This is a genomic window from Agreia sp. Leaf244 (genome assembly GCF_001422695.1).
GTDB lineage: Bacteria > Actinomycetota > Actinomycetes > Actinomycetales > Microbacteriaceae > Agreia.
On the sequence record NZ_LMLX01000003.1, the window covers coordinates 349325 to 375029 of the forward strand.

A 25705-nucleotide genomic window follows, 5' to 3' on the forward strand; every position below is an offset into this window, starting at 1 on the left:
ATCCTTCGGTTTGGCTCTGTAAAGAGGATTTCCGCGGGACTGCGCGGCCAGAAACCATATTAGAGGCAGGCACAATGGGGTGATGACCGATGCGACTCTGACCGTAATAGTGACGATCGTTCGCATCCTCATCGCCGTGGTCTTCATCGGCATGGGCATCAATCACTTCGTGCCGAAGTCCGCGCGGGTGATGGCCAAGATGATTCCGCCGGCACTTCGCCGCGAGGGCCTCTTCAGTCCGCTGAACCTGGTCTACCTCACGGGCGCCTGCGAGATCGCGGGGGGCATCGGCCTGCTCGTGCCGCAGACGAGGCTCGCAGCGGGTATCGCGCTGGTGGTGTTCCTGGCAGCCGTCTTCCCGGCCAACGCGTATGCGGCCGCGAATCGGGAGCGCTTCGGAGCCCTCGCCATCCCGTTCTGGCCCAGGCTCGCGGGCCAGCTCGTGCTGGCCGCGCTCATCATCTGGGTGGCTGTCGCCGCCTAGAGCCCGCCGAGCAGGAGTGACTCGAGGTCGGCCTTGATCACCATGGCGACGGCGAGCGAGACGAGGAAGACGACGGCCTTCGCCCAGGCCGGCAGCCTCCACCCGACGAGGAATCCCAGGCCGTAGGTGACGATGGGCGCGGCGATCGATCCGATGAAGACGAGCCACGAGACGCCGGAGAGCGCGAACCCGAAGGTGGCGATGGCCTCGAACAGATTGGCCACGCCGACCCAGACCCAGATGGCCGAGATGAGCGCGAAGAGCAGTGCGACGCCCCATCCGGCCTTCTTCGAGAAGCTGAGCTCGCGGAAGCCCGGCTTGGCGGCGGTGCCGGCAGAGTTGCGCGGTGTGGTGGTGTTGTCGGTCATGGTGACGTCCTACGCTCCCTGGATGAAGGGCCAGGGCACGAGCACGAAGACTCCGAGCAGTAGCCAGCCGAGGCGGGATCGCCAAGTTCTCTTCTGCGTCAGCAGCAGAGCCGACACGAACCACAGCGGTGCGGCCGCGATCGAGAGGAACTGGCCGATTCTGAAGCAGACCTCGAGGAAGAGACTGTCGAGAGGAAAGAAGGTGACCGTCGTGCGGGCGACGACGATGGCCCACCCGATCGTGTAGAGCAGATAGACGCCGCCGAGGATTCCGAGGGTGATGAGGGCTGCAGAGCTGAGCTGCGCAGATGCCTTCTCGGCCGCGGCGAGCTCGGCCTCGACCTCGGCGTCTTCGGCCAGCTCGGCCTGCTCCAGAACCGTGTGAGCTTCAGCCGGTGCCGTGGGTGCAGCTGTGTGCGCGGGCATCGCAGGTGCCGCGGCGGGGGCGGTGCCGGCCTGAATGGGCGGCGTCAGCGTGGGGTCGTCGTCGCCGGCCCAGTGCAGGGCATCGTCATCGCGGCTCGTCGTCATGTACGCAAGATTAGCCGCCCACCCAGTGGCTAGACCGACAGGACGCGCTTCTCCCCCGCATCGACGGGAAACACGAAGCGGTTCTGCTGCGGAGGCATGGGGCAGTTGAACCAGTCCGAGAATCCGCACGGCGGAATGTAGGCACGGTTGAAGTCCAGCTCGACCGTGCCGTCGCGGCGCGGGCGCACGGCGAGAAACCGGCCGACGTCGTAGGTCTCATCGCCGGTCGTGAGGTCTTGGAAGACCAGCAGCAGCTTTCCCTCGTCTTCGAAAGCGACAAGCGTGCGGGACTGCCCTCCGATGACCACATCGATGTCGCCCGGAAGAACCTCGTCGCGCAGCCGTCCGTCGTCTTTGATGTGCTCGATGCCGATCGCGCGCTTCTCGGTGGGGGTGAACGTTCCCTCGAGTACCCACTCGGGGGTGAAATCGTAGGCGGAGATACGGTCGAAGCTCTCGGCCTTGCGGTTCGCCGGATCCCACACGCGCACGATGTAGTGGCCCTCGAGGCCCGGGTACACGGTTCCCGTCACTCCCTGGCCGAACGTCAGCGTGGAGGGAACGACGGTGTCCGATCCGGCGATGTCGACCGTGCCGTCGACGAGATCACCGTCGACCCGGATGCCGTCGGCCGCGACCGCGGTCACCCTCACGCCGCCACCGCCGGGGCGAGGCGCCCAGACGCCGGGAACCCCGTCGATCTCCCGCTCGGAGTCGATCTCGGTCGTGCTCACCAGGGCGAGCGGCCCTTGCGGCGAGGTCACGTAGCGGTGGCGCGCCTGTCGGAATCGGAGGAAATCGGCTTCGGCGGCAGAGGTGGAGGGTGTGGTCACGGAGTCCATGATCCTCCCAACAGGCGAACCGCCGCACAGATTCCCGCCCGCGCGACGAAGCCGCACGCGTCGAGGTGCGGAGTATGGCCGCTTCCGGCCCCCGCGAGGCGGCCATACTGCGCACCTCAGCGCGCGCGAAGCCGCATCAGCGGTCCGAGGCGCGGCGCGCGCCCCAGCACACGACGAATGCCCATCCGAGGATGCCCGCCAGACACACGCGCTCGGTGAGACCGAGGACAGACGGAGCCCAGGCGATCGACGCGGCCAGTAGTACGAGCCCGACGGAGGCGAGCGCGAGGAAGCCGGTGGCCGCGCGCCTCACCCGGGCCAATCGCCCAGCGTCGCGCATCCAGATCGCCAGCAGCAGCATGCCCGCCAGGGCGCACAGGAAGCCGGTCGTTGCGAATGCGACGTGCACCGCGCCCGTCGTGGTGGTGGGCACGATGCCGAACTCCCCCGGGCCGTTCACGTCGGTCGGGAAGAACACGAGCGCCGCAGAGCACGCGCCAGCAATGCCCAGGAGAACGCACCCGACGACGCGCAGCGCCGACGCTGCACCCGAGCGACTCACGACGACCAGCACGCAGAACGTCATGACCGCCCGGCTCACGAAGTTGAGGTTCATGACCCAGCCGAACTCGCCCACCGCCAGATTGCTCTCGGCATCCGAGATCACGCTGTAGTGCGGCGGAAGCGACTGCAGCACGACGTCGACGGCGATGTACAGCACGACGAGGGCCATGCCGAGAACGGCGACGTCCCGTGTGAACGGCGATGGCCGCCCCGACACAGTCGGGGCGGCCATCGATTCGAGAGTCAGGAGACTAGCGTGCGGCGGAGCCGTCGGTGTAGTCGGCGTCCTGCTGCTTCCACGCGAAGAGGGCGCGGAGCTCCTTGCCCGTGGCCTCGATGGGGTGCTGGGCACCCTTCTCGCGCAGCGCGAGGAACTCGGGGGCTCCCGCGTCCTGGTCGTCGATGAAGCGCTTGGCGAACGCGCCGTTCTGGATGTCGGCGAGAACGGCCTGCATGTTCTCCTTGACGTCGGGCGTGATGACGCGGGGGCCCGAGACGTAGTCTCCGTACTCGGCCGTGTCGGAGACGCTCCAGCGCTGCTTGGCGATGCCGCCCTCCCACATGAGGTCGACGATGAGCTTGAGCTCGTGCAGCACCTCGAAGTAGGCGATCTGCGGCTGGTAGCCGGCCTCGGTCAGGGTCTCGAAGCCGTACTGCACGAGCTGCGAGACGCCACCGCAAAGAACGGCCTGCTCACCGAACAGGTCGGTCTCGGTCTCTTCGGTGAACGTGGTCTTGATGCCGCCGGCGCGCAGTCCGCCGATCGCACGCGAGTACGACCAGGCGAGGTCCCAGGCGGAGCCCGACGCGTCTTTCTCGACAGCGACGATGACGGGAACGCCACGGCCGGCCTCGTACTCGCGGCGCACGGTGTGGCCCGGGCCCTTGGGTGCGACGAGGATGACATCGACGCCATCCGGTGCCTGGATGTAGTCGTAACGGATGTTGAAGCCGTGACCGAAGACGAGGGTCGCGCCCTGCTTCAGGCTGGGGGCGATGTCGTCGCGGTAGATGTGGCGCTGGAACTGGTCGGGAGCGAGCAGCACGATGACGTCGGACTGCGCGGTCGCCTCAGCGACGCTGAGAACCGTGAAGCCGGCCTCCTGCGCCTTGGGGATCGACTTCGATCCTTCCTTGAGGCCGATGACGACGTCGACGCCGGAGTCGCGCAGGTTGAGCGCGTGGGCGTGGCCCTGCGAGCCGTAGCCGACGACGGCCACCTTCTTGCCCTGGATGAGCGAGAGGTCTGCGTCTTTGTCGTAGAAGATTTCGGTCACTTTATTACTGCTCCTTGTTGTGTGGGTGTTCGGTGGCCGTTCCCTGAGCTCGTCGAAGGGCTGTCCTCGACGGGTTCCCTTCGACAGGCTCAGGGAACGGACCTTTAGTTCTTGAAGACGCGTTCGGTGATGCTCTTCGAGCCGCGTCCGATGGCGAGGAGGCCCGACTGGGCCAGCTCCTTGATTCCGTAGGGCTCGACGACACGCAGGAATGCGTTGGTCTTGCCCGAGTCGCCGGTGACCTCGATCACGAGCGCGTCGGTCGAGACGTCGACGACGCGGGCGCGGAACAGGTTGACTGCCTCGAGCACGTGCGAGCGGGTGGAGTTGTCGACGCGCACCTTGACCAGCAGGTGCTCGCGCTGCACCGACTGGTCGGGATCGAGCTCGACGATCTTGATCACGTTGACGAGCTTGTTCAGCTGCTTGGTGACCTGCTCGAGAGGAAGCTCCTCGACGTCGACGGCGACCGTGATGCGCGAGAGACCCTCGATCTCGGATGCGCCCACGGCGAGGCTCTCGATGTTGAATCCGCGGCGGGCGAAGAGGCCGGCGACACGCGTGAGCAGACCGGGTTTGTCTTCGACGAGCAGGGAGAGAACGTGGTGGCTCATGGTCTACTCCTCATCCCACTCTGGGGCGATCTGCTGTGCGTGTTCGATCAGCGAGTTGCTGACCCCCTGGGGAACCATCGGCCAGACCATGGCGTCGCGGCTCACGATGAAGTCGATCACGACCGGTCGGTCGTTCGTCTCGATCGCGAGCTTGATCGCCGCGTCGATCTCGTCGGCCTTGGTGACGCGGATGCCCAGCGCACCGTAGGCGTCGGCCAGCTTCACGAAGTCGGGAACCATCTGCGTGCCGTGGCCCGTGTTCAGGTCGGTGAACGAGTGGCGTCCGTCGTAGAACAGGCTCTGCCACTGCCGCACCATGCCGAGTGACGAGTTGTTGATGATCGCGACCTTGATCGGGATGTTGTTGATCGTGCAGGTGGCGAGTTCCTGATTGGTCATCTGGAAGCATCCGTCACCGTCGATCGCCCACACCGTGCGCTCGGGCTCGGCGACCTTGGCACCCATGGCGGCGGGAACGCCGTAGCCCATGGTTCCGGCGCCGCCGGAGTTCAGCCAGGCGTTGGGCCGCTCGTACTTGATGAACTGCGCCGCCCACATCTGGTGCTGGCCGACGCCGGATGCGTAGATCGCCTCGGGGCCGGACAGTTCGCCGATGCGCTTGATCACGTATTGCGGCGACAGCAGGCCGTCGGTCGGTTCGGCGTAGCCGAGCGGGAACTCGGTCTGCAGTCCGCGCAGGTACTCCCACCACTCGTCGATGTCGGGTCGCGTCTCGGTTGCCGCGGCGGTGGCGACGAACGCCTTCGTGAGGTCGGCGATCACATCTTTCGCGTCGCCCACGATGGGGACATCGGCGGCGCGGATCTTGCCGATCTCGGCCGGGTCGACGTCGACGTGCACGATCTTGGCGTTCGGAGCGAACTCGCTCACCTTGCCGGTGACGCGGTCGTCGAATCGCGCGCCGAGCGCGACGATCAGGTCGCTCTCCTGCAGCGCGAGCACGGCGGGGACGGTTCCGTGCATACCGGGCATGCCGAGGTTCTGCTCATGCGAGTCGGGGAACGCACCGCGCGCCATCAGAGTCGTGACGACGGGAGCGCCGGTGGCCTCCGCCAGCACGGCGAGTTCGGGCGAGGCCTGGGCCCGGATGACTCCGCCGCCGACGTAAAAGACGGGCTTCTTCGCCTCGAGCAGCAGCTGCGCCGCCGCCTGGATCTGCTTGCCGTGCGCCTTCGTGACCGGACGGTAGCCCGCCAGGTCGACCTTCGGATTCCACACGAACGGCGCCGACTTCTGCTGCGCGTCCTTGGTGATGTCGACGAGCACGGGGCCCGGGCGGCCGGTGGATGCGATGTGGTACGCGGCAGCGAGGGTAGCGGGCACGTCCTCCGGCTTGGTGACCAGGAAGGAGTGCTTGGTGATCGGCATCGTGATTCCCACGATGTCGACCTCCTGGAACGCGTCGGTTCCCATGAGCGTCGAGAAGACCTGGCCCGTGATGATGAGAACAGGCACCGAGTCCATGTAGGCGTCGGCGATGGCCGTGACCAGATTGGTCGCTCCGGGGCCCGAGGTCGCGATGGCGACGCCGACCTTGTTTGTCGACGACGCGTAGCCCTCGGCCGCGTGACCGGCGCCCTGCTCGTGGCGCACGAGAATGTGACGGATTGCGGTCGATGCCATGAGCTCGTCGTAGAACGGGATGATCGCGCCGCCGGGCAGGCCGAAGACGTCTTTCACACCGAGGTACTCGAGCGAGCGGAGGATGGCTCCGGACCCCGTGAGGACCTCAGGAGCGTTCGCCGGGGCGGACGCGGAGGCCGGTTTGGGGATCGCCGGAGAGCTTGGCACGGGAGATGGATCCACGGGCATGTTGTTTTCCTAGCTTGTTGCCTGCACAGCGTGTCGTCGTGCGCTGCGGCAGACGGCGGTGATGAGGGTGGAGCGCGGTACTACCCCGTGATGGCGCCGGTCGCGGCCGACTTCACGAGCTTCGAGTACTTTGCCAGAACGCCACGGGTATAGCGCGGGGGAAGAGGGGCCCAGCCGTCTCGGCGGGCTGCAAGCTCATCGGCCTCGACGAGTAACTCGAGGGAGCGAGCGGCGATATCGACCCGTATTAGATCACCATCGCGCACGAATGCGATAGGACCTGCGTCCACCGCTTCGGGTGCTATATGGCCGATACACAGTCCGGTTGTGCCGCCTGAGAACCTGCCGTCGGTCAATAGTAGTACATCTTTGCCGAGGCCAGCGCCCTTGATCGCGGCCGTGATGGCGAGCATCTCGCGCATTCCGGGGCCGCCCTTGGGGCCTTCGTAGCGGATCACCACGACGTCTCCGTGGTTGATCAGACCCTCCGTGAGGGCATCCATCGCGGCGCGCTCGCGCTCGAACACCTTGGCCGGTCCTTCGAAGACGGCCGCGTCGAATCCGGCCGTCTTCACGACGGCGCCCTCGGGTGCGAGCGAGCCCTTGAGAACCGTGAGGCCGCCCGTGGGGTGGATGGGGTTGTCGAGCGTGCGCAGCACCTTGCCGTCGAGCTCGGGGATGTCGAGCTCGGCCAGGTTCTCGGCGAGCGTCTTGCCCGTGACCGTGAGCACGTCGCCGTGCAGCAGTCCGGCGTCGAGCAGCGCCTTCATCAGAACGGGCAGTCCGCCGTGGCGGTCCATGTCGTTCATCACATACTTGCCGAAGGGCTTCATGTCGGCGAGGTGAGGGATGGTGTCGCCGATGCGGTTGAAGTCGTCGATCGTCAGGTCGACCTCGGCCTCGTAGGCGATGGCGAGAAGGTGCAGGATGACGTTGGTCGAGCCTCCGAGGGCCATCGCCACCGCGATGGCGTTCTCGAACGCCGGCTTGGTCAGGATGTCGCGGGTCGTGATGCCGAGGCGCAGCATGTTGACGACGGCCTCGCCGCTGCGGTGCGCGAAGTAGTCGCGGCGGCGGTCTGCCGACGCGGGCGAAGCGGAGCCGGGCAGGCTCATGCCGAGGGCCTCGGCGACGCTCGCCATGGTGTTGGCCGTGTACATGCCGCCGCAGGCGCCCTCGCCTGGAGCGAAGGCGCACTCGATGCGCTTGGCGTCGGCCTCGCTCATGGTGCCGGCCTTCACGCCGCCGACGGCCTCGAACGAGTCGATGATCGTGATGTCTTTCTCGGTGCCGTCGGACAGCTTGACCCACCCGGGCGCGATCGATCCGGCGTAGAGGAAGACGCTGGCGAGGTCGAGCCGCGCGGCAGCCATGAGCATGCCGGGCAGCGACTTGTCGCATCCGGCGAGCAGCACGGAGCCGTCGAGGCGCTCGGCCTGCATAACGACTTCGACGCTGTCGGCGATGACCTCTCGCGACACGAGTGAGAAGTGCATGCCCTCGTGGCCCATCGAGATGCCGTCGGAGACGGAGATGGTGCCAAACTGAAGGGGGTAGCCGCCGCCCGAGTGAACGCCCTCTTTGGCACCCTGCGCGAGGCGGTCGAGCGACAGGTTGCACGGCGTGATCTCGTTCCACGAGCTGGCGATGCCGATCTGCGGCTTCTCCCAGTCGGCGTCTCCCATGCCGACGGCCCGAAGCATTCCGCGCGAGGTGGTTGCTTCGATTCCATCGGTGACGACGCGACTGCGCGGCTTCATGTCTATTTCGGGCATGTTACGAGTTTAGAACCACTCAAGGTGCGGAAGTGCACGCCTCCGCGCGGAACTGGGCGAGCAGCGCGAGCACCTGTGCGACCTCGGCTTCGTCGCTCACACGGAACTCGGCGATGGTCTTGCCCGCCCCGCTCTTGAGCCCGAAGTCTCCGCTGCGCAGCACCGCGAACGCGTCTTCATCAGTGACGTCGTCGCCGGCGTAGAGCACGGCGGTCGCCTTCGTGTACTCCTTCAGGTGCAGCAGCGCCTCGCCCTTGGTGGTCGATCGGATCGAGAACTCGAGCACGTTCTTTCCCTCGCGCACAGTGAGTCCCTCGATCTCGGACCGCGTCTCTGCGAGCGCCATCAGGTGTGCCTGACGACTGCCCTCCTCCGATGCGAGGCGGGTGTGCAAGGCAAAACCGGCCGGCTTGGTCTCGATCCAGACGTCGTCGACCTTGTCGGCGACGTCTTCGAGAACGCCGCTGAGCACGTCGACCTGAGCCAACTCCTGAGTGTCGAGGGTGAGACGGGTGGGGCTGTCGAGGCGGATCTCGACACCGTGCGAGCCCACGAGCAGCACGTCGTCGGGCAGGTCGCTCACCTGTTCCAGGCTCTCCATCGCACGGCCCGAGATGAGCGCAACGCGTGTGGAGTCGAGCTTCAGCAGGTCGAAGAGAGCCCGGCGGGCCTCGGGGAGCGCGCGGGCATGGCTCGGCACGTCGACCTCGGGCGCGAGGGTTCCGTCGAAGTCGAGTGCGACGAGCAGGCGCTCCGTTCGCGCGAGCTCGCGCAGGCGCTCGATCAGGTCGTCGGTCTCGTCGATCTGGGTGCCGGATGCGACGGCTCGGCTCGTGCCGTTCGACGGGCTGCTCATCGGTCGGATGCTCCCCACTTGGTCGCGACGTACGAGGGCGTGCCGTTCGGGTCGGTCAACGACGACAGGAACGCCGTCGACCAGCGCGAGACGTCGTAGTCGAGCACCCGTTTGCGCAATGTGCGCATCCGTCTCGACCTTTCGCCCTTCTTCATCTCGATCGCCTCCATGATCGACTCCTTCAGCCCGTCGATGTCGTGGGGGTTCACGAGCAGCGCGCTCTTCAGTTCGTCTGCCGCGCCGGCGAACTCGCTCAGCACGAGGACGCCGTCGTTGTCGAAGCGGCTCGCCACATACTCCTTGGCGACGAGGTTCATTCCGTCGCGGAGCGCGGTGACCAGCATCACGTCGCTGGCCAGGTAGAGCGCCACCATCTCCTCGCGGGGGTACCCCTGGTGCAGGTAGCTGATGGCCGTGTGGCTGATGGTCGAGTAGTCGCCATTGATGCGCCCGACCGTGAGCTCGACCTCGTCGCGCAGCTGCTGGTAGGCGGCGACGCGTTCGCGGCTGGGGCTGGCGACCTGCACGAGGGTCACGTCTTCGACGGTGACCGTGCCGTCGGCGAGCAGCTCGCCGAAGGCCTTGAGCCGATGGCCGATGCCTTTCGTGTAGTCGAGCCTGTCGACGCCGAGCATAACGACCTTCGGGTTGCCAAGACCGGCACGGATCTCTTTCGCCCGGGCCTGGATGTCGGGGCGCCGTGCGAGGTCCTCGAAGCTCTGCGTGTCGATCGAGATCGGGAAATGGCGTGCGTGCACGGTTCGTACGAGGCTGCCCGTGCGCGACGTCGACACGCGGGCTGGCTCGAGCGCTTCGGACACGCCTTCGTCGATCGGCACGTCGATGGCGGTGCCCTTCGTCGTGTAGCTGAGCAGCCGACGCACTGCACGGGTGAAGTTGCCCGCGTCTGCCGCGCGCTGGAATCCGATGAGGTCGGCACCGAGGAGGCCCTCGATGATCTGGGCACGCCACGGCAACTGCGAGAAGATGCCGTATGCCGGGAACGGAATGTGGTTGAAGAAGCCGATCGTGAGGTCGGGACGGAGTTCGCGCAGCATTTTGGGCACGAGCTGCAGCTGGTAGTCCTGCACCCAGACCGTGCCGTCGGCCGCAGCCACCGAGGCGGCGCGCTCCGCGAAGCGCTGATTGACGCGCACGTAGGACTCCCACCACTCGCGGTGGTAGGTGGGCGGTGCGATCACGTCGTGATACAGCGGCCAGAGGGTGTCGTTCGAGAACCCCTCGTAGTAGTTCTCGACGTCGTCTGCGCTGAGCGTGACGGGAACGATGGAAATGTCGTCGTGCTCGAAGGGATCGGACTCGTCGTCGGCCACGCCGGCCCAACCCACCCATGCTCCGTCGGCCCGTTGCATAACGGGCTCGAGGGCGGTCACGAGTCCGCCGGGCGATGTGCGCCACTCGACGCTGCCGTCGGCGTGGGTCACCTTGTCGACAGGGAGCCTGTTCGAGACGACCACGAGGTCGTAGGTGTCGGCAGGGGTAGTGGACCGCGATGCGGCCTCGTCCGTGGAAATGGGGAACTCCTCGATTGCGGTCGGCCAAGGCGCCGACCGTGTAGACCAGTGATCAGGCTACCAGTCGATCCCCCGCATCCACGGGGTGCGCGGTGCGCGGTGCGCGCTATACAAGACGACCCCGAGCATCCGAAAGCCCAGGCGGCCGGGTGGCACGAACGACTAACCTGAATGCACGACCACGGAGGAACGCATGCGCAAATTCATCTTCAACTCGAGTGTGATCGGTGCTGTCGTCGGCGCCTGGTCGGTGCTGCAGACCACGCGGCAGGGTCCGCGCGACTGGCGACTGCTGCTCATGTGGCTCAGCTGGGGCATCACGGTCGCCCTCGCCATCGGCAGCGTTCTGCAGGCAGACGACGACGCCCGCGAGCTCGACGCGAAGTAGCAGTTCGTTCCCTGAGCCTGACGCCCGTTCCCTGAGCTTGTCGAAGGGATCCCTCGCATGCCTGACGAACAAGAACTCGACGGCGGCAACGCGTCGGGCCGTGTCGTGCGCATTGGCGACACCGTTCGAAAGGCCTGCACGGAGAACACCCCTGCGGTGCACGGCTACCTCGCCGCGCTCAGATCGGCGGGTGTGGATGCTCCCCGGCCGTTGGGCAGAGACGACGAGGGTCGTCAGATGGTCGAGTACGTGCCCGGCCGACTCGCCATCGACGAGTTGCCACTGGATCAGGGCGCGCTGCGTCGCGTGGGTCGCATGGTCCGCGCCATTCACGATGCGAGCGAGACGATTCCGCTGCCGACCGCCGAAAGCTGGGACACACTGCTCCCCGCCCCGGAGGCTCCCGATCTCGTCTGCCACAACGACCTCGCGCCCTGGAATCTGGTGATCGGCGACCGCTGGGTCTTCATCGACTGGGACGGCGCCGGGCCCAGCACACGCCTCTGGGATCTGGCCTACTCGGCCCAATCGTTCAGCTCGCTCGTCCATGGCGAACCCGTGGCTGACGCCGCAGCGCGGCTACGTCACTTCGTCGACGGGTACGGAGCCGATGCGACCCTGCGCGCGCAGCTGCCCACGGCGATGGCCCGGCGCACTGCTGCGATGCATGAGCTGCTGCGGAGCTCGGTCGACACGGGCCGAGAGCCCTGGGCCACGATGTTCGCCGAGGGCCACGGGGCCTTCTGGCGCGACACGGCTGCGTACGTTGCACGGCACCGCGAGGCCTGGGCCGACGCGCTGTCCGGCCCCTCCGCTCCCTCCGCTCCCTGAGCTTGTCGAAGGGGCCGATAGAGAATTTCCCTTCGACGGGCTCAGGGAACGGGCCTCTCCCTTCGACAGGCTCAGGGAACGGCGAGTCAGGCCAGGAAGCCTCGGAGCAGCGCCTCGGAGCCCTCGAGGTGTTCACGCATCGTGACCGCCGCCCTGTCGGCGTCTCCCGTGAGGATCGCGAGAACGATCTGCTCGTGCTGCTCGTTCGAATGCGCGATGTTGCGCTCGAGCAGGGGGATGTGGTCGAGGAACTCGTTGACGCGCATGCGATTGTCGGCCAGCAGCGGCATCAGCGACGGCACGCCCACGAGCTCTCCGATGGCGAGGTGCAGTCGGGAGTCGAGCCGTCGATAGTCGTCGGCGGATGCCTCGGCGGTCTCGCGCAGGCTGCTCCAGAGCAGTTCACGCTGCGCCTTCGTCAATGCGCGATCCGCCGCGGCCCTGGCAGCTCCGACCTCGAGGACGTCGCGCAGGCCGAGCACGTCGTCGAGGTCCTCGGGCGTCACCGTGTCGGGCTGCTGCGTCGTGTCGTCGAGCACCCCGCTGAGGCCGACGAGCGGAACTCGATCGCTGACGAACGTGCCTCCGTAGCGCCCGCGCCGTGAGACCAGAAAACCGGCATCCGCGAGCGCCTTGATGGCGTCGCGCACCGTGTCGCGGCTCACTCCGAAGCGCAGCGCGAGGTCGCGTTCGCTGGGCAGGGCCTCCCCCGGCGAGACCACGCCAAGGCGGATCGTCTGCAGCAGTCTCGAGACGGTGTCCTCGAACGCGTTGCCGGTGCGCACCCGTCGCAACAGGGCGTCGCCGGCCAGGCCCGCGGCATCCGGTTGCGAGCCGTCTGCGATATCGGTCATCGCGCTCTCGACCCTCTACTCGGGCGTCACGTAGGCCGAGCTGATTCCCCCGTCGACGAGGAAGGTCGAGCCCGTGATGAACGAGGAGTCGTCGCTGGCGAGGAACGCGACCGAGGCGGCCAGTTCCTCGGGCTCCGCGAATCGTCCGAGGGGAATGTGCACGAGGCGACGCTGGGCGCGGGCCGGATCCTTGGCGAAGAGCTCCTGCAGCAGCGGCGTGTTCACCGGGCCCGGGCAGAGGGCGTTGACCCGGATGCCCTGGCGGGCGAACTGCACGCCCAGCTCGCGTGACATGGCGAGCACGCCGCCCTTCGATGCTGTGTACGAGATCTGCGAGGTCGCCGAGCCCATCACGGCGACGAACGACGCGGTGTTGATGATCGATCCGCGCTTCTGGGGAACCATGTAGCGCAGCGCGGCCCGCGAGCACAGGTACACCGACTTGAGGTTCACGTCTTGCACCTTCTCCCATGCGGGAAGCTCGGTGGTCTCGATGGAGTCGTCGTCGGGCGGAGAGATTCCCGCGTTGTTGAAGGCGACGTCGACCGAGCCGTAGGTGTCGAAGGCCACCTTGAACAGGTTGTCGACCTGGGCCTCGTCGGTCACGTTGACCTGCACGAAGAGGCCGCCGACGGCAGCGGCCGCGCGCTCGCCCGATGCGGCATCCATGTCGCCGATCACGACCGTGGCGCCCTCGGCGGCGAAGCGACGGGCGGTGGCGAAGCCGATGCCGCTGGCGCCGCCCGTGATCACCGCCACCTTTCCGGCGAGGCGCTTCGTGAGGTCGATGGTGGGCAGGTCGGTCATGAGAGCTCCTCTACGGCGATGAAGACGTTCTTGGTGTCGGTGAAACTGAGGGGTGCGTCGGGGCCGAGCTCGCGGCCGAGACCTGACTGCTTGAAGCCGCCGAACGGCGTGCTGTAGCGCACGGAGGAGTGCGAGTTGACCGACAGGTTGCCCGCCTCGACGCCGCGGGAGACGCGCAGCGCCCGACCGACGTCGCGAGTCCAGATCGACCCCGAGAGGCCGTACTCGGTGGCGTTCGCCAGCGACACCGCGTCGGCCTCGCCGTCGAAGGGGAGCACCGTGACGACCGGGCCGAAGATCTCCTCGGTGGCCGTACGGTCGTCACGCCCCGGGGTGAGCACGGTCGGCGGGAACCAGTAGCCCGGCCCCTGCGGCGCTGATCCCCGGAAGGCGACCTGGCTGTCGTCGGGAACATACGAGCTCACCGACGCGTGGTGCTTCGCCGAGACGAGCGGACCCATCTCCGTCGCCTCGTCGTTCGGGTCGCCGACCACGACCTTGTTCACCGCGGGCTCGAGCAGCTCCATGAAGCGGTCGTAGACGCTGCGCTCGACGAGGATGCGACTGCGCGCGCAGCAGTCCTGCCCCGCGTTGTCGAAGACCCCCGACGGCGCCGAGGCTGCGGCCTTCTCGAGATCGGAGTCGGCGAAAACGATGTTCGCGCTCTTGCCGCCGAGCTCGAGGGTCACCCTCTTCACCTGCTCGGCACTGCCCGCCATGATCTTCTTGCCCACCGCGGTCGATCCGGTGAACACGACCTTGCGCACGGTCTGGTTGGTCACGAAGCGCTCGCCGACCACCTGTCCGTGCCCGGGCAGCACCTGGAACAGGCCATCGGGCAGTCCCGACTCCCGGCCGATCTCGGCGAGCCGCACGGAGGTCAGCGGCGTCCACTCGGCCGGCTTCAGCACGACCGCGTTGCCCGCCGCGAGCGCCGGGGCGAATCCCCACGCGGCGATCGTCATGGGAAAGTTCCACGGGGTGATGACTCCCACCACGCCGAGAGGCTCGTGGAAGGTGACGTCGAGGCCGCCAGCGACCGGGATCTGCCTGCCGAAGAGCCGCTCGGGCGCGGCCGAGTAGTACGTGAGCACATCGCGCACATGGCCCGCCTCCCAGCGGGCCTGGCCGATCGGATGGCCGGAGTTCAGAGTCTCCAGCCGGGCGAGGGCCTCGACGTTCGCGTCGACGGCCGCGGCGAAGTCGCGCAGGGCCTGGGCCCGCTCTGCGGGGGCCCGGCGTGCCCACGCCTTCTGCGCATCCGCCGCCCGCGCGATGGCGTCGTCGGTGCGCTCGACGTCGAAGAGCTCGACGTCGGTGACGATCTCTTCGGTCGCCGGGTTGATCACGGTGTAGCTGCTCATGTGGTCGGGTGTTCCCGTCTCTGTTCTCGGTACTGACGGGCCGCCTCGACGAGACCGGCGAACAGCCGGATGTCGTCGGGCGACTCCTCGGGATGCCACTGCACGGCGACGCCGAACGGTACGGACTCGAGCTCGACGGCCTCGATCGTTCCGTCGGGAGTTCGGGCGGTGACGACGAGCCCGTCGCCGAGCGCGTCGATGGCCTGGTGGTGGTAGACGGGAACGTCGATTTCGTCGCTCGCAAGCAGTGTCGCAAGGCGCGAGCCCTGTTCGACGCCGACCTCGACGTGGTTGAAGATGCCCTCGCCCGCCTGGTAGCGACGATCCCCGACGACATCGGGGAGGTGCTGGTGCAGGGTTCCGCCGCGCGCGACGTTCAGCATCTGCGCTCCCCGGCAGATGCCGAGGAACGGAATCTCTCGATCGATCGCACGGCGCAGCAGGGTGTCCTCCCACGCGTCGCGGTCGCGGCGGGGCTCGTCGGTCTCGGCGTGGGCCTCCTGGCCGTAGCGCGACGGATCGATGTCTTTGCCGCCGGTGAGGATCAGCCCGTCGAGCGAGTCGAGCAGGCGGTCGGCGATCGGCTCGCTGACAGCCTGGGGCGGCAGCAGCACGGCGATGCCGCCGGCCTTCTCCACGGCATCGAAGTAGACCTTCGGGAGGAACGAGGCGGGAACGTCCCAGACTCCGGTCTTCGCGCGTTCGAGGTAGGTCGTGAGGCCGATGACGGGCAGACGGTCAGAGGCGCTCAAAGCCGCGGATCCTCTCCCAGTCGGTAACGGCGCTGTCGAAGGCCTTCAGCTCGATGCGCGCGTTGTTCACGTAGTGGTCGACGACCTCGTCACCGAACGCGGCCCGGGCGATCTCGCTCGAGGCGAAGAGCTCAGCGGCATCGCGCAGGTTCGTAGGCACGCGCGGTGCGCCGGACGTGTAGGCGTTGCCCACGGTCGCATCTTCGAGCTCGAGCTCGTTCTCGATTCCGTAGAGTCCGCCGGCAATGAGGGCGGCGGTCGCGAGGTACTGGTTCACGTCGCCCCCGGGAACGCGGTTCTCGACGCGCATTCCGAGGCCCTTGCCCACCACGCGCAGGGCGCAGGTGCGGTTGTCGAGCCCCCAGGCCACCGCCGTCGGGGCGAACGAGCCGTCGACGTAGCGCTTGTACGAGTTGATGTTGGGCGCGAAGAACAGCGTCAGCTCGCGCAGCGTCTTGAGCTGCCCTGCCATGAAGTGCCGGAACATGTCGGACATGCCGTTCTCGGCATCCTTGTCGGCGAAGACGGCCTCGCCCTCGGTGCTGCGCAGACTGATGTGCACGTGGCACGAGTTGCCCTCGCGCTCGTTGAACTTGGCCATGAACGTGAGCGACTTGCCGTGGCGATCAGCGATCTCCTTGGCGCCGTTCTTGTAGATCGAGTGGTTGTCGCAGGTCACCATGGCGTCGTCGTAGCGGAAGCCGATCTCCTGCTGGCCGAAGTTGCACTCGCCCTTGACGCCCTCGCAGTACATGCCCGCGCCATCCATCGACACCCGGATGTCGCGCAGCAGCGGCTCCATGCGCGTGGAGGCGAGCAGGGCGTAGTCGATGTTGTAGTCGCTCGCGGGGGTGAGGTCGCGGTACCCCTTCGACCAGGCGGAGCGGTAGCTGTCGTCGAAGACGATGAACTCGAGCTCGGTGGCGACGAAGGCCTCGAGGCCGCGATCTTTCAGTCGCTTCATTTGTGCGGCCAGGATCTGCCGCGGCGACGGCTCGACCGGCTCGCCGTCGAGCCACTGCAGGTCGGCGGTGACCATCGCGGTGCCGGGCAGCCAGGGAATCGTTCGCAGGGTCGACATGTCGGGCATCATCGCCATGTCGCCGTAGCCGTGCTCCCAGCTCGACATGTCGTAGCCGTCGACGGTGTTCATCTCGACATCGACCGCGAGCAGGTAGTTGCAGCACTCGGCTCCGTGCGACGCCGCATCCTCGACGAAGAGGCGGGCCGAGAGCCGCTTGCCCACGAGCCTGCCCTGCATGTCGGTGAAGGCCACGATCACGGTGTCGACCTCGCCGGCCGAGACCTGGGCCGCGAGTGCGTCGAGCGTGAGATTTCCTGCGGTGGATGCCACGGTGTGCTCCTTCATCGATGGTCGCCACGGGCGATTCCCGCGCTGCAGAACCCCGTCGACCCGACCATTACACCACACGAGGTCGTCGGCTTACGGGGAGTTGTCCGCAGTGTTCGTAACACGCAATTTACACACAAAGGTGGTGCCAACCAACCAATAGAACGCTAGTGTGTGGACAATTCGTGCGAGGGAGCCGATGGCGTTCCGCTGTGCACTGCCGAGACAACGAGCTACCGGAGGATCCACGTGACTGACAGCAAGACCCGCCGTTCCGGCGTCACCTACAGCAAGGCTGCAGACGGCTACTTCGAGAAACGCACCCTCAAGAGATCGGCGGGCATCTGGGGGCTCTGGGGCCTCGCCGTGGCGGCCGTCATCTCCGGAGACTTCTCGGGGTGGAACTTCGGAATCGACTTCGCCGGCTTCGGGGGCATGCTCATCGCCTTCGCCCTGCTCATCGTCATGTACTACGGAATGATCTTCTCGATCGGCGAGATGGCTGCTGCCATGCCGCACACGGGAGGCGCGTACTCGTTCGCCCGCTCGGCCATGGGACCGTGGGGTGGACTCGTGACGGGCCTCGCCGAGACCATCGAATACGTGGCCACGACCGGCGTGATCGTCTTCTTCTCGGCGCAGTACGCGAACAGCATCACGACCGAACTCCTCGGCTTCGACCTGTCCGGCGCCATGTGGATCTGGTGGCTGGTGCTCTACGTCGCGTTCATCGCGCTCAACGCCGCCGGGGCGGCGATCTCCTTCAAGTTCGCGATCGTCGTGTCGATCATCTCCATCGCGATCCTGCTCGTGTTCTCGGCCATGGCCGCGTTCTCCGGGCTGTTCAGCTGGGACAGCCTCTTCAACATCGAGCCCGACCCGGGCCAGTCGGCGTTCCTCCCCCACGGCGTCGTCCCGATCCTCTTCGCCCTCCCCTTCGCCATGTGGTTCTTCCTCGGTATCGAAGAGCTGCCGCTCGCAGCCGAAGAGGCCCACAACCCGGTTCGCGACATTCCCAAGGCCGGCTTCTGGGCCCGCGGAACGCTGATCGTGACCGGACTGCTCATCCTGTTCCTCAACACCGGCGTGATCGGCGCCGAGGACATGGGCGTCTCTGCCGAGCCCCTCCTCGACGGATTCCGAGCGATCGTGGGCGACCAGGCAGCCGCGGCGCTCGCGCTCTTCGCGCTGATCGGCCTGCTCGCCTCGCTTCAGGGCATCATGTTCGCCTACGGACGCAACATGTACTCGCTCTCCCGCGCCGGGTACTACCCGAAGTTCTTCTCGCTCACCGGCAAGCGCCAGACGCCCTGGGTCGCCCTCACCGTGGGCGCGGTCATCGGCTTCATCGCCCTCATCGTTCTCGACATCCTGTCGAAGGTCGACGAAGAGGGAGCGGGAGCGGTCGCGGGAGCGATCATCCTGAACATCGCCGTCTGGGGTGCTGTCGTCGCGTATCTGCTGCAGATGATCTCCTTCGTGATCCTGCGCAAGAAGTTCCCGAACGCCAAGCGGCCCTACGTGAGCCCGTGGGGCATCCCCGGCGCTGTGATCGCCGGGGTCATCTCGGCGCTCATCTTCCTGGGCTTCCTGCTCAACGTCACCTTCCAGCCGGCCATCATCGCGATCGTGATCGTCTACGCGCTGATCCTCCTCGGATTCGCCGTCTGGGGGCGCAAGCAGCTCGTCCTCTCTCCCGAGGAGGAGTACGCGCTCTCGGGCGGCCTGCACGGCGACCCCGAGACCGACGGCTACGGGGGTGCCGTGGCCGAGGAGATCCGGTCGGAGGACCTCGACCCGTCCGGTCGCCCGAAGGGTTAACGAACCCCTTCCGAAATCTGTCCCGAACAGGTCGCGATCCCGTCTATCAGGCGGGATCGCGGCGTGTCTGCGGCCCTATTCGGAACCCACACCGCAGACTGCTCTTACGACCGTGGTGGGAAGGTGTGACAGATGCTCGGATGGCGACGACGCGCGAAGGCAGAACAACAAGACGAGGCCAACCAGCAGCGTCTTTCCGAGCTGGTGAACCAGACCCTCATGGAGAACTTCGGCCCCTACGGATCGTTCGCGATCACCCGGCGTACCGAGGTCGACACCGACGACATCTTCCACACCGTTCTCGCCGCCTCGGTGGCCCGCGACATCGTGTCGACGCTCACGAGCCACGGCGTCTTCCGCGCCGCTGAGGCCCCGGTCTCGCGCACGCCGCTCGCCCCGATCAACACCGTCGATGTGCCCGCAGAGCTGGCCAAGGCCGTCACCGACGCGGCTCCTCGCACCACGACCCTCGTCGGTCCCGTCCGCGCCGCGTAACAGCTCTCCCCGCGCGGCTCCCCGTTTCCTAGACTGGTGCCATGCCCAATCGCTGGAACAAGATCTCGGAATCCCCCACGCGAACCGGCACCGGAGCATCCCACCCCGGCCTGACGGCCGAAGACCTGTTTCGCCAACCTGACCGCGTCGACCAGGTCGCCCTCGACGAGAAGCTGCGCCGGATCTACTTCTGGCTCGTCAACCGCGCCGTCATCTCGCCCTTCTACGACATCGAATTCTCCCTCGACGCCCCGGTGAGTTTTCCCCTCGGCGATGCCGGCGCAGAGCTGCACCTGCCCACCGACCAGTCCTATTCGTCGAACGTGCTGCTGCCCCTGCTCACCACGGCGGTCGGCGGAAAGTGCCTGCTCGTCGGTGGACCGGGTCGCGGCAAGACCACCCTCGCCGTGCTGATGGGCGTGATCGCCGGCACCGGACCCGCCGAGGTGCGTCGAAGCGTGCAGCAGGGTCAGCCGCAGCTCACCGTGGGAGACCTCGTCGGCATGCCCCTGCCTCGCGACCTCGTGAACGCCGCCAGCCTTCCCGAGATCACCATCGCCTGGCGTGGCTGGCTCACGAAACCCGTCAAGATCATCGACGAGTACAACCGCATTCCCACGAAGACCCAGTCGGCCCTGCTCACGATGGTGGCCGAGGGCTACGTCGAGAGCTACGACCAGATGCTTCGCACGGCTCCCGAGTCAGGGGTCGAGAGCTGGTTCTTCACCGCCAACGACGATTCGGGCGGCGGAACGTTCCCGGTCATCCAGGCGCTCAAAGACAGGGTCGACGTGACGGTCGCCGCGCAGGGATTCAACAGCAGGTTCTTCGACGAGCTGATCACCCGGGTCGAGGCAGGAGAGAAGCCCGAAGACCACGTTCCCGCCGAGCTGGTGTTCACCCCCGCCGAGCAGGCCGCGCTGGCGGCGGCCATCCGGGCAGTGCCTGTTCCCCGCGACGTGCGTCGGCAGCTCGAGTTCTTCGCGAGCCAGTTCGAGTTCGTGCAGCACGGCGGACGTCGCTTCGAATACCGCACGAAGGACACGGTCATGACTTCGGGAGGCCAGGTCGGAGAGGTCATCGACAGCAACACGGGCGCCGACCTGCAGGTCGACCTCGGTGCGCAGACCGTGAACAGCATCTCGGCGCGGGCGCTGCAGTCGCTCATCACCTACGCGAAGGCCATGGCCTACTTCAGAGGCGTCGACGTGGTCGGGCTCGACGACGTCGCCGCCGTGCTGCCGTTCTCACTGCGGGGCAAACTCCTTCCGAACGAGCTGCACCCCCGGTTCGAGACCGGGGCCGACAGGGAGCTCGCAACCGACTCGATCAGCTGGCTCGGCGATCTGTTCGAGCAGTCGCGCCGCCAGTTCCTGTCACTCGGACTCGCGAAGAGCGATCCCGTCGGCGATCTGCTCGCGGAGTTCGCGGCGGGCCTCGACGGCGTCAGCCAGGTCGAGTCATCGCGCCGACTCACGGCCATCGAGTCGCAGATCCAGACGATCTCGAAGCAGAAGAAGCTCTATGGGCGGCATTTCGACGACCTCGTGGCCCTGAAGTACCTGCACCAGCGCTACACCAACTACCTGCAGTGGCTCGAGGGCCGCCCCCGATGATCAGGCGGCCCGGCCAGGCCGTCGACGAGGGCCTCCCGCCGCAGACGACGGTCGCGCCCGTCGTTCCCGGCTTCGATGTCGACCAGTCGGTCCGCAACGTGGAGTCCTGGGGCGGAGACTCGGCCCTCTACCGGCACTTCCTCTCACAGGCCCTCGCAGCCGACGACGACGCGGGCGGCACCGACGGACCGCTCCCGCACACCGTTCTCACTCTCGCGGCCCTCGCGGCGTGGCGCTCGGGCACGCTCGATCTGAGGCAGGATGCTCTCACCCGCCTCGACGAGGCGCTCGGCTCCGGCTCGGTGCCGCGACAGGCGCTGGCGAGCGCCGTGGGCCTGCAGCCCTCCGAACTCGACAACTTCGCGAGCGCCCAGGCCGAGAGCCCGTTCGGCTGGCCGGCCCGGGGCGACGGCGACGTGGTGATCGCCCGCGTCGGCGGATTCCGTGGGCTGGGTGGCGCGTGGACGGCACCGCCCATGACCGGCGAGCACGGCGATCGAGAGGGCCGATTCGTCATCACCCTCACCGACGGCGAGCGGTGGCAGCTCGACGCCGACATCTTCGGCACGACCCTCTCCCGGCTGCCGCCCGATGAGGCACCCGCGACCGCAACCGGCCCTGCCGACCGCCCCGAGGCATCCGGTGCCTGGCCGACTCGACTCGCCGTCTTCGACACCTCGTACCTCGCCTGGCTCGTGCTGGAGAAGGCGCGATGACGCCGCCCCTCGGCACTCGCACACGCGAGCACGCGCTCGACGAGCAGCAGCGCGCGGCCTGGCAGTCGGCGCAGGCGCTGTGGGGCGTGCGACTGCACGATCCCCTTCTCGAGCCCGGATCCACGATGCCGTCGTTCGCCTGGTTCTCGTTTCCGCCGCAGGTCTCGGTCGATCCCGTCGAGGCGCGCCGTCATGGGGTGGACGGCTTCTACGAATCGATCTTCGCGCACGAGATCGGCCATCACGTACTGTCTCCGAGCACGCGCATCGACTCGTTCACGATCACCCAGCAGATCGCCCGGGCCATCGCCGCCACGGGCCGGGCCCGCATCCCCGATCCCGACGGCAAGGCCCGCCGCATGTCGAATCTGTGGTCGGACATGCTGATCAACACCCGGGTCGCGACGATGCAGAGGCAGCGCGACGGCGGCGCATCCCCCGAGCCCGAGATGGTGCGGATGTGGCGCGTGCTGTCTGCCGAGCCGCCGAGCGATCAGCTCTGGTGGGTGGTGCTGCGCGCCTACGAGACGCTCTGGAGCAGGCCTGCCGGGTTCCTGTGCCCGGCCGAACCACCACCGCGGCCCGTCGTGCACCGCGAGCCTCCGCCCCCGACCGTGCCGGCCGCGACGAAGACCGAGGAGCAGCGGCTGAAGGCCGTCGAGGCAGCGGCAGCCGCCGACGCCCGCATCGCCGCCGAGGCCGTCTGGGCAGAGCTCGTGCTCACGAATCCGCCCCTCGACGCCACCCTCCTCGCCGAGACCGTGCGCACCTTCGCAGACGACCCGGTGAGCGGTGCCCTGCGCTTCGGCATGATCATGGCCCCCTACCTGATCGCCGACAAGCAGCCCCATCGGCGGTCGACATCGGCCGGCGCGCAGGCGGCGGGCGGATGCGCGGGGCAGGCCGACGAGACGGCTCCGACGGCGGCCGAACTCGAGCGGGTGCTCGGCGACCCGCGTTTGCGCGAGGTACCGGAGCATCCGGCCGTCGAGAAGGCGCGACAGGCCGAGCGAGCCTCGGGCACCGGCATGGAGGCCGACGACGGCTCGACCGGAGCCGCGGGCGTCGATGGGCTCGGCCAGGGCTACGGGCTGGCCGACACACTCGCTCTCTATTCTGCGGCGAGCGCCGACGACGTCGTGGCGGCCTGGTACCTCACTGCTGCCCGCCGATACGTGCGGCCCCTCACCCAGCCCTCGGTCCGGCCCCGCTCGCTCGCTGAGACCATCCCGGGTGCCCTCGAGCAGTGGAACATCGACGACGACATCTCGTCGATCGACTGGCCGGCGTCTCTGTCGCACAGCACGACCGTCGTTCCCGGCGTCACGACGAGGCTCCGCGACGTGCTGCCGGATGCTCCTCCCGACGCCCGCGAGAGCGTGCAGCTCGACATCTACATCGACTCCTCCGGCTCGATGACCGCGCCTCGACGCGAATCCCCGGGCGTGCTGGCCGGCACCATCCTGATCCTGAGCGCCCTCCGCGGGGGCGGGCAGGCGCGCGTGACGTCGTTCTCGGCGGCCGGCGAGGTCGCGGGCGGCGCGCGGTTCACCCGAGACAGGGCCGAGTTGATGCGAGACCTCACCTTCTACTTCGGGCACGGAACGACGTTCCCGCTCGACCTCTACGCGGCCCGCTACGCCGACGCACGACGCTCGCGCGGGGCGGGCGCATCCATCACCCGGCGGCACGTGGTCGTGCTCTCCGACGACGGCCTGCAGTCGATGTTCGGTGCGGGTCAGCCCCAGTATGCCGAGGTGGCGCGCACGGTGCGCCGCGTGATCGACACCGCCACGCTCGTCGTTCAGGATGCCGGTCGTCGCCTCACGAAGCCGGCCACCGAGGCGGGCTACGACGTCGAGTACATCGACCGGATGACGGATGCGCCCCTCGTCTGCGCGCGCCTGGCCCGGAGACTCGCCGAGCCGCCGGGCCCTCGAACCCAAGCTGGAGGTCGACGTGGCTGATCGCACGGAACCGGCCATGGAGCCGGTCTTCGACTCGGCAGAGCAGCTGCTGCAGCGCTGGCTCGACCGCGACGACGACGTCGACGCCGCCTGGCAGCAGGCTGTGCCCGGGCCGTCGGTCGACGTGGTGGGCAGTCGCCTGTCGAGCATCCCGAAGAGCTTCCTCGACGACCGGGTCTCCCTGCTGGGCCTCGCCGGCGACGTTCTCGGCGCCGACAGGGGCCGCACGCCCGCATCGACCGAGATCGTGCAGCTGCTCACCGACGTTGCCCAGACGAGGTCGTCGGCCGCTCGGCGGGGCGCGGCCATCGCCCTGTGGCTCTGGGCGAGCGAAGACCTGCTCGGCGCATTCACTCCCCGGCTCGAGACCGCCCATGCGTCGCGCACCCTCGCGGCTCTCGCGCTGCGCCTGGCCGCAGTGGTCGATCCCTCCGAGTGGATCAGCGACGCCGAGCGCCGAGACGAGGCCGCCCGAACGTTCCTGCTCTGGTCGGGTGCGCTGCCCGCCGGCGAGGATCGCGAGACGGCTCGATCGGTGCTCGACATGCGCGACTCGCTGCAGCGCAACGGAGCACTGGCGGCCGCCGCGGCGGAGCACGCTCATCGGCTCGAGGTGACCCGCGCGCTGAATGACGCCCGGGCACGCGAGGCGGCAGCCCGGTACACCCACGAATGAGCGTCAACGGCATGAAAGAGCCCGACCCCGACGATCCCCTGGCCATAGCCGAGTACACCCCCGGCGGCCAGACGGCCCTCGTCGATGCCGAGCGCTGGCCGACGCTCAGCGCCGAGGGCGCGCGTCGGCTCGAGACGCTGCGATCGCATGCGGATGCCCCGGCCTGGGTTCACGCAGCAGGCGATCGACTCTCGTCCGAGGCCGTGCGGCGCGTTCGCCAGCCGCTGCCGACGACCGACTGGATCGACGAGCACCTTGAGACGGCGCGACGCCTTCCCGCCTACAGAAGACGTGCAGCCGACCTCCGCTCGCTGCAGGACTTCCCGCTGATCACCCGTGACGACCTCGTCGACGACGTATCGGCGTTCGTTCCCCTCGACGCCGATCTTTCACGGGCCTTACACGGCTCGAGCTCGGGCAGCACGGGCCGGGCGCTGCTGATTCCCGACGACATCGAGGACACGGCACGCACCTTCCACCTCATGGTCTCGCTCGCGGCGGAGCAGCGCGTCGAATGGGCGCCGGATCACAGCCGCCTCGCGCTCGCCCACGTCGTGAAGCAGCGGCAGGCGTTCACCTACGCCTCGGTGATCAGCTCCTTCGACCAGGCCACGATGGCGCGTCTCAACCTCGACGAGCGCGGCTGGCGCAGCCCCAACACACGCACGCGTTTCCTCGTCGCCCAGAACCCGCAGGCATTCAGCGGCAGCCCCACGAGCCTCGCCGAGCTGCTCGAGCCCGAACTCGTCGCTGAGCTCCGCCCGCTCGTGATCTTCTCCGGCGCGATGGCCCTGTCGCGCGCGCTGCGCCACGACCTCGAGCGCGCCTATGGCTGCCCCGTGATCGACATCTACGGACTTCACGAGACCCGGCCCATCGCATCCCGAGCCGACGACGGCCCGTTCGTGGTGCTCGACCGGCGCATTCACGTCGAGGTCGTCGACGAGCTGGGCCGGCCGGCCCAGGCTGGCGCGAACGGAGAGATCGTGGTGACCGCGGGCGAGAACCCGCTGCTGCCGCTCGTGCGCTACCGCACGGGCGACTTCGGGCGCCTGATCGACGTCGACGGTCGGCTCGCGATCGCCGACCTCGAGGGCCGCGAGGCGACGACCTTTCTCGCCTCCGATGGCAGCCGCGTGCCGTGCGTCGACCTGACCCAGCACCTGCAGGCGGCGGGCGCGCACGGCTGGTCGGTGGTGCAGGATGCGACGGGCCGGGTCGAGGCGACCATCGTGCGGGGCGACTCGGCGCGAGTCACCGCCGCCCTCGAAGCGCTGCTGGGACGCACGGTCGAGGTGCAGCGGCGGGGTTCTCTCTCCGACCTCGGCGAGGGCAAACCCCGGCGCTACGTCTCGCGCGCCTGACAGCAGGAGTGGTCTCGATCCCCC

The 25705-nt window shown here is 67.8% G+C and carries 25 protein-coding genes; 10 read left to right on the forward strand and 15 right to left on the reverse strand.

The genetic code is table 11. The annotated features are described in order from the left end of the window. The first annotated feature begins 82 nt into the window (after positions 1-82). Entirely contained in the window at positions 83-484 is a 402-nt protein-coding gene (locus ASF06_RS11670; RefSeq protein WP_055947092.1) for a DoxX family protein, read from the forward strand. Here the strand turns inward: ASF06_RS11670 and ASF06_RS11675 are convergent. The 10 genes from ASF06_RS11675 to otsA all read right to left on the reverse strand — a co-directional run bounded on the left by ASF06_RS11675 (position 481) and on the right by otsA (position 10622). Next, positions 481-852 (reverse strand): hypothetical protein, encoded by a 372-nt coding sequence (locus tag ASF06_RS11675; protein ID WP_055947095.1) that lies wholly within the window; start codon positions 850-852, stop codon positions 481-483. The two genes, ASF06_RS11670 and ASF06_RS11675, sit on opposite strands and share 4 nt — an antisense overlap. Positions 853-861: 9 nt before the next feature. Continuing rightward, positions 862-1383 (reverse strand): hypothetical protein, encoded by a 522-nt coding sequence (locus ASF06_RS11680; protein WP_055947097.1) that lies wholly within the window; start codon positions 1381-1383, stop codon positions 862-864. Positions 1384-1412: 29 nt separating this feature from the next. Beyond that, the gene (locus ASF06_RS11685) at positions 1413-2216 is read right to left on the reverse strand and encodes a DUF1684 domain-containing protein (protein ID WP_235500984.1); all 804 of its coding nucleotides are present in this window, start codon (positions 2214-2216) and stop codon (positions 1413-1415) included. A gap of 145 nt (positions 2217-2361) precedes the next feature. After that, positions 2362-3021 carry a DUF998 domain-containing protein gene (locus ASF06_RS11690; RefSeq protein ID WP_055947101.1) on the reverse strand — a complete coding sequence of 220 codons (660 nt, stop codon included), beginning with the start codon at positions 3019-3021 and terminating at the stop codon, positions 2362-2364. A gap of 19 nt (positions 3022-3040) precedes the next feature. Beyond that, positions 3041-4066 (reverse strand): ketol-acid reductoisomerase, encoded by a 1026-nt coding sequence (gene ilvC, locus ASF06_RS11695; RefSeq protein ID WP_055931061.1) that lies wholly within the window; start codon positions 4064-4066, stop codon positions 3041-3043. A gap of 104 nt (positions 4067-4170) precedes the next feature. Further along, positions 4171-4680 carry an acetolactate synthase small subunit gene (gene ilvN, locus ASF06_RS11700; RefSeq protein ID WP_044442265.1) on the reverse strand — a complete coding sequence of 170 codons (510 nt, stop codon included), beginning with the start codon at positions 4678-4680 and terminating at the stop codon, positions 4171-4173. 3 nt (positions 4681-4683) lie between these two features. Then, complete coding sequence (locus ASF06_RS11705) at positions 4684-6513, reverse strand: acetolactate synthase large subunit (RefSeq protein ID WP_055947103.1); 1830 nt, start codon at positions 6511-6513, stop codon at positions 4684-4686. Positions 6514-6593: 80 nt separating this feature from the next. Next, positions 6594-8288, reverse strand: a complete 1695-nt coding sequence (gene ilvD, locus ASF06_RS11710; RefSeq protein ID WP_055931055.1) for a dihydroxy-acid dehydratase — start codon at positions 8286-8288, stop codon at positions 6594-6596. A gap of 19 nt (positions 8289-8307) precedes the next feature. After that, positions 8308-9144, reverse strand: a complete 837-nt coding sequence (gene otsB / locus ASF06_RS11715; RefSeq protein ID WP_082500889.1) for a trehalose-phosphatase — start codon at positions 9142-9144, stop codon at positions 8308-8310. After that, the gene (gene otsA / locus ASF06_RS11720) at positions 9141-10622 is read right to left on the reverse strand and encodes an alpha,alpha-trehalose-phosphate synthase (UDP-forming) (RefSeq protein WP_055947105.1); all 1482 of its coding nucleotides are present in this window, start codon (positions 10620-10622) and stop codon (positions 9141-9143) included. The genes otsB and otsA overlap by 4 nt, the downstream gene beginning before the upstream one ends. 250 nt (positions 10623-10872) lie before the next feature. On the opposite strand from otsA, the gene ASF06_RS11725 reads away from it, so the two are divergent. After that, on the forward strand, positions 10873-11067 hold the full coding sequence (locus tag ASF06_RS11725) for a hypothetical protein (RefSeq protein WP_055931049.1): 195 nt from the start codon (positions 10873-10875) through the stop codon (positions 11065-11067). Between the two features lie 57 nt (positions 11068-11124). Then, positions 11125-11898, forward strand: a complete 774-nt coding sequence (locus ASF06_RS11730) for a phosphotransferase (RefSeq protein WP_055947106.1) — start codon at positions 11125-11127, stop codon at positions 11896-11898. An 86-nt stretch (positions 11899-11984) separates the two neighbouring features. On the opposite strand, the gene ASF06_RS11735 is transcribed toward ASF06_RS11730, so the two are convergent. From ASF06_RS11735 to ASF06_RS11755, 5 genes are read right to left on the reverse strand one after another with little or no spacing between them, the layout of a single operon-like run. After that, positions 11985-12752, reverse strand: coding sequence for a FadR/GntR family transcriptional regulator (locus tag ASF06_RS11735; protein WP_055947108.1), 768 nt, complete (start codon positions 12750-12752; stop codon positions 11985-11987). A 15-nt stretch (positions 12753-12767) separates the two neighbouring features. Further along, positions 12768-13559, reverse strand: coding sequence for a 3-oxoacyl-ACP reductase (locus ASF06_RS11740; RefSeq protein ID WP_044442276.1), 792 nt, complete (start codon positions 13557-13559; stop codon positions 12768-12770). Next, the gene (locus ASF06_RS11745; protein ID WP_055947111.1) at positions 13556-14923 is read right to left on the reverse strand and encodes an aldehyde dehydrogenase family protein; all 1368 of its coding nucleotides are present in this window, start codon (positions 14921-14923) and stop codon (positions 13556-13558) included. Before ASF06_RS11745 ends, ASF06_RS11740 begins: the two co-directional genes overlap by 4 nt. Then, a complete protein-coding gene (locus ASF06_RS11750) occupies positions 14920-15675 on the reverse strand; it encodes a gamma-glutamyl-gamma-aminobutyrate hydrolase family protein (protein ID WP_055947113.1) in 756 nt (251 codons plus the stop codon). Before ASF06_RS11750 ends, ASF06_RS11745 begins: the two co-directional genes overlap by 4 nt. Further along, positions 15662-17044: a glutamine synthetase family protein gene (locus tag ASF06_RS11755; protein ID WP_055947114.1), complete on the reverse strand. Its 1383-nt coding sequence runs from the start codon at positions 17042-17044 to the stop codon at positions 15662-15664. The genes ASF06_RS11750 and ASF06_RS11755 overlap by 14 nt, the downstream gene beginning before the upstream one ends. 231 nt (positions 17045-17275) lie before the next feature. Here ASF06_RS11755 and ASF06_RS11760 point away from each other — a divergent pair, with 231 nt between their 5' ends. The 7 genes from ASF06_RS11760 to ASF06_RS11790 all read left to right on the forward strand — a co-directional run bounded on the left by ASF06_RS11760 (position 17276) and on the right by ASF06_RS11790 (position 25681). After that, the gene (locus tag ASF06_RS11760; RefSeq protein ID WP_055947117.1) at positions 17276-18847 is read left to right on the forward strand and encodes an amino acid permease; all 1572 of its coding nucleotides are present in this window, start codon (positions 17276-17278) and stop codon (positions 18845-18847) included. 132 nt (positions 18848-18979) lie between these two features. Continuing rightward, a complete protein-coding gene (locus ASF06_RS11765) occupies positions 18980-19342 on the forward strand; it encodes a hypothetical protein (RefSeq protein ID WP_055947119.1) in 363 nt (120 codons plus the stop codon). A 41-nt stretch (positions 19343-19383) separates the two neighbouring features. Then, positions 19384-20958: an AAA family ATPase gene (locus tag ASF06_RS11770; protein WP_055947122.1), complete on the forward strand. Its 1575-nt coding sequence runs from the start codon at positions 19384-19386 to the stop codon at positions 20956-20958. Beyond that, the gene (locus ASF06_RS11775; RefSeq protein WP_055947124.1) at positions 20955-21674 is read left to right on the forward strand and encodes a hypothetical protein; all 720 of its coding nucleotides are present in this window, start codon (positions 20955-20957) and stop codon (positions 21672-21674) included. Before ASF06_RS11770 ends, ASF06_RS11775 begins: the two co-directional genes overlap by 4 nt. Then, entirely contained in the window at positions 21671-23641 is a 1971-nt protein-coding gene (locus ASF06_RS11780; protein ID WP_055947125.1) for a hypothetical protein, read from the forward strand. The genes ASF06_RS11775 and ASF06_RS11780 overlap by 4 nt, the downstream gene beginning before the upstream one ends. Then, the gene (locus ASF06_RS11785) at positions 23634-24317 is read left to right on the forward strand and encodes a phosphohydrolase (protein ID WP_235500985.1); all 684 of its coding nucleotides are present in this window, start codon (positions 23634-23636) and stop codon (positions 24315-24317) included. The genes ASF06_RS11780 and ASF06_RS11785 overlap by 8 nt, the downstream gene beginning before the upstream one ends. Before the next feature lie 11 nt (positions 24318-24328). Beyond that, positions 24329-25681 carry an AMP-binding protein gene (locus tag ASF06_RS11790; RefSeq protein WP_055947127.1) on the forward strand — a complete coding sequence of 451 codons (1353 nt, stop codon included), beginning with the start codon at positions 24329-24331 and terminating at the stop codon, positions 25679-25681. Positions 25682-25705: the final 24 nt, after the last annotated feature.

What these genes read in the sequence shown, in the direction of transcription:
- ASF06_RS11670 (WP_055947092.1), top strand. Translation starts at nt 83, where the DNA reads ATGACCGATGCGACTCTGACCGTAATAGTGACGATCGTTCGCATCCTC.
- ASF06_RS11675 (WP_055947095.1), bottom strand. Translation starts at nt 852, where the DNA reads ATGACCGACAACACCACCACACCGCGCAACTCTGCCGGCACCGCCGCC.
- ASF06_RS11680 (WP_055947097.1), bottom strand. Translation starts at nt 1,383, where the DNA reads ATGACGACGAGCCGCGATGACGATGCCCTGCACTGGGCCGGCGACGAC.
- ASF06_RS11690 (WP_055947101.1), bottom strand. Translation starts at nt 3,021, where the DNA reads ATGGCCGCCCCGACTGTGTCGGGGCGGCCATCGCCGTTCACACGGGAC.
- ilvN (WP_044442265.1), bottom strand. Translation starts at nt 4,680, where the DNA reads ATGAGCCACCACGTTCTCTCCCTGCTCGTCGAAGACAAACCCGGTCTG.
- ASF06_RS11705 (WP_055947103.1), bottom strand. Translation starts at nt 6,513, where the DNA reads ATGCCCGTGGATCCATCTCCCGTGCCAAGCTCTCCGGCGATCCCCAAA.
- ilvD (WP_055931055.1), bottom strand. Translation starts at nt 8,288, where the DNA reads ATGCCCGAAATAGACATGAAGCCGCGCAGTCGCGTCGTCACCGATGGA.
- otsB (WP_082500889.1), bottom strand. Translation starts at nt 9,144, where the DNA reads ATGAGCAGCCCGTCGAACGGCACGAGCCGAGCCGTCGCATCCGGCACC.
- ASF06_RS11725 (WP_055931049.1), top strand. Translation starts at nt 10,873, where the DNA reads ATGCGCAAATTCATCTTCAACTCGAGTGTGATCGGTGCTGTCGTCGGC.
- ASF06_RS11730 (WP_055947106.1), top strand. Translation starts at nt 11,125, where the DNA reads ATGCCTGACGAACAAGAACTCGACGGCGGCAACGCGTCGGGCCGTGTC.
- ASF06_RS11735 (WP_055947108.1), bottom strand. Translation starts at nt 12,752, where the DNA reads ATGACCGATATCGCAGACGGCTCGCAACCGGATGCCGCGGGCCTGGCC.
- ASF06_RS11740 (WP_044442276.1), bottom strand. Translation starts at nt 13,559, where the DNA reads ATGACCGACCTGCCCACCATCGACCTCACGAAGCGCCTCGCCGGAAAG.
- ASF06_RS11745 (WP_055947111.1), bottom strand. Translation starts at nt 14,923, where the DNA reads ATGAGCAGCTACACCGTGATCAACCCGGCGACCGAAGAGATCGTCACC.
- ASF06_RS11755 (WP_055947114.1), bottom strand. Translation starts at nt 17,044, where the DNA reads ATGAAGGAGCACACCGTGGCATCCACCGCAGGAAATCTCACGCTCGAC.
- ASF06_RS11765 (WP_055947119.1), top strand. Translation starts at nt 18,980, where the DNA reads ATGCTCGGATGGCGACGACGCGCGAAGGCAGAACAACAAGACGAGGCC.
- ASF06_RS11770 (WP_055947122.1), top strand. Translation starts at nt 19,384, where the DNA reads ATGCCCAATCGCTGGAACAAGATCTCGGAATCCCCCACGCGAACCGGC.
- ASF06_RS11775 (WP_055947124.1), top strand. Translation starts at nt 20,955, where the DNA reads ATGATCAGGCGGCCCGGCCAGGCCGTCGACGAGGGCCTCCCGCCGCAG.
- ASF06_RS11780 (WP_055947125.1), top strand. Translation starts at nt 21,671, where the DNA reads ATGACGCCGCCCCTCGGCACTCGCACACGCGAGCACGCGCTCGACGAG.
- ASF06_RS11790 (WP_055947127.1), top strand. Translation starts at nt 24,329, where the DNA reads ATGAAAGAGCCCGACCCCGACGATCCCCTGGCCATAGCCGAGTACACC.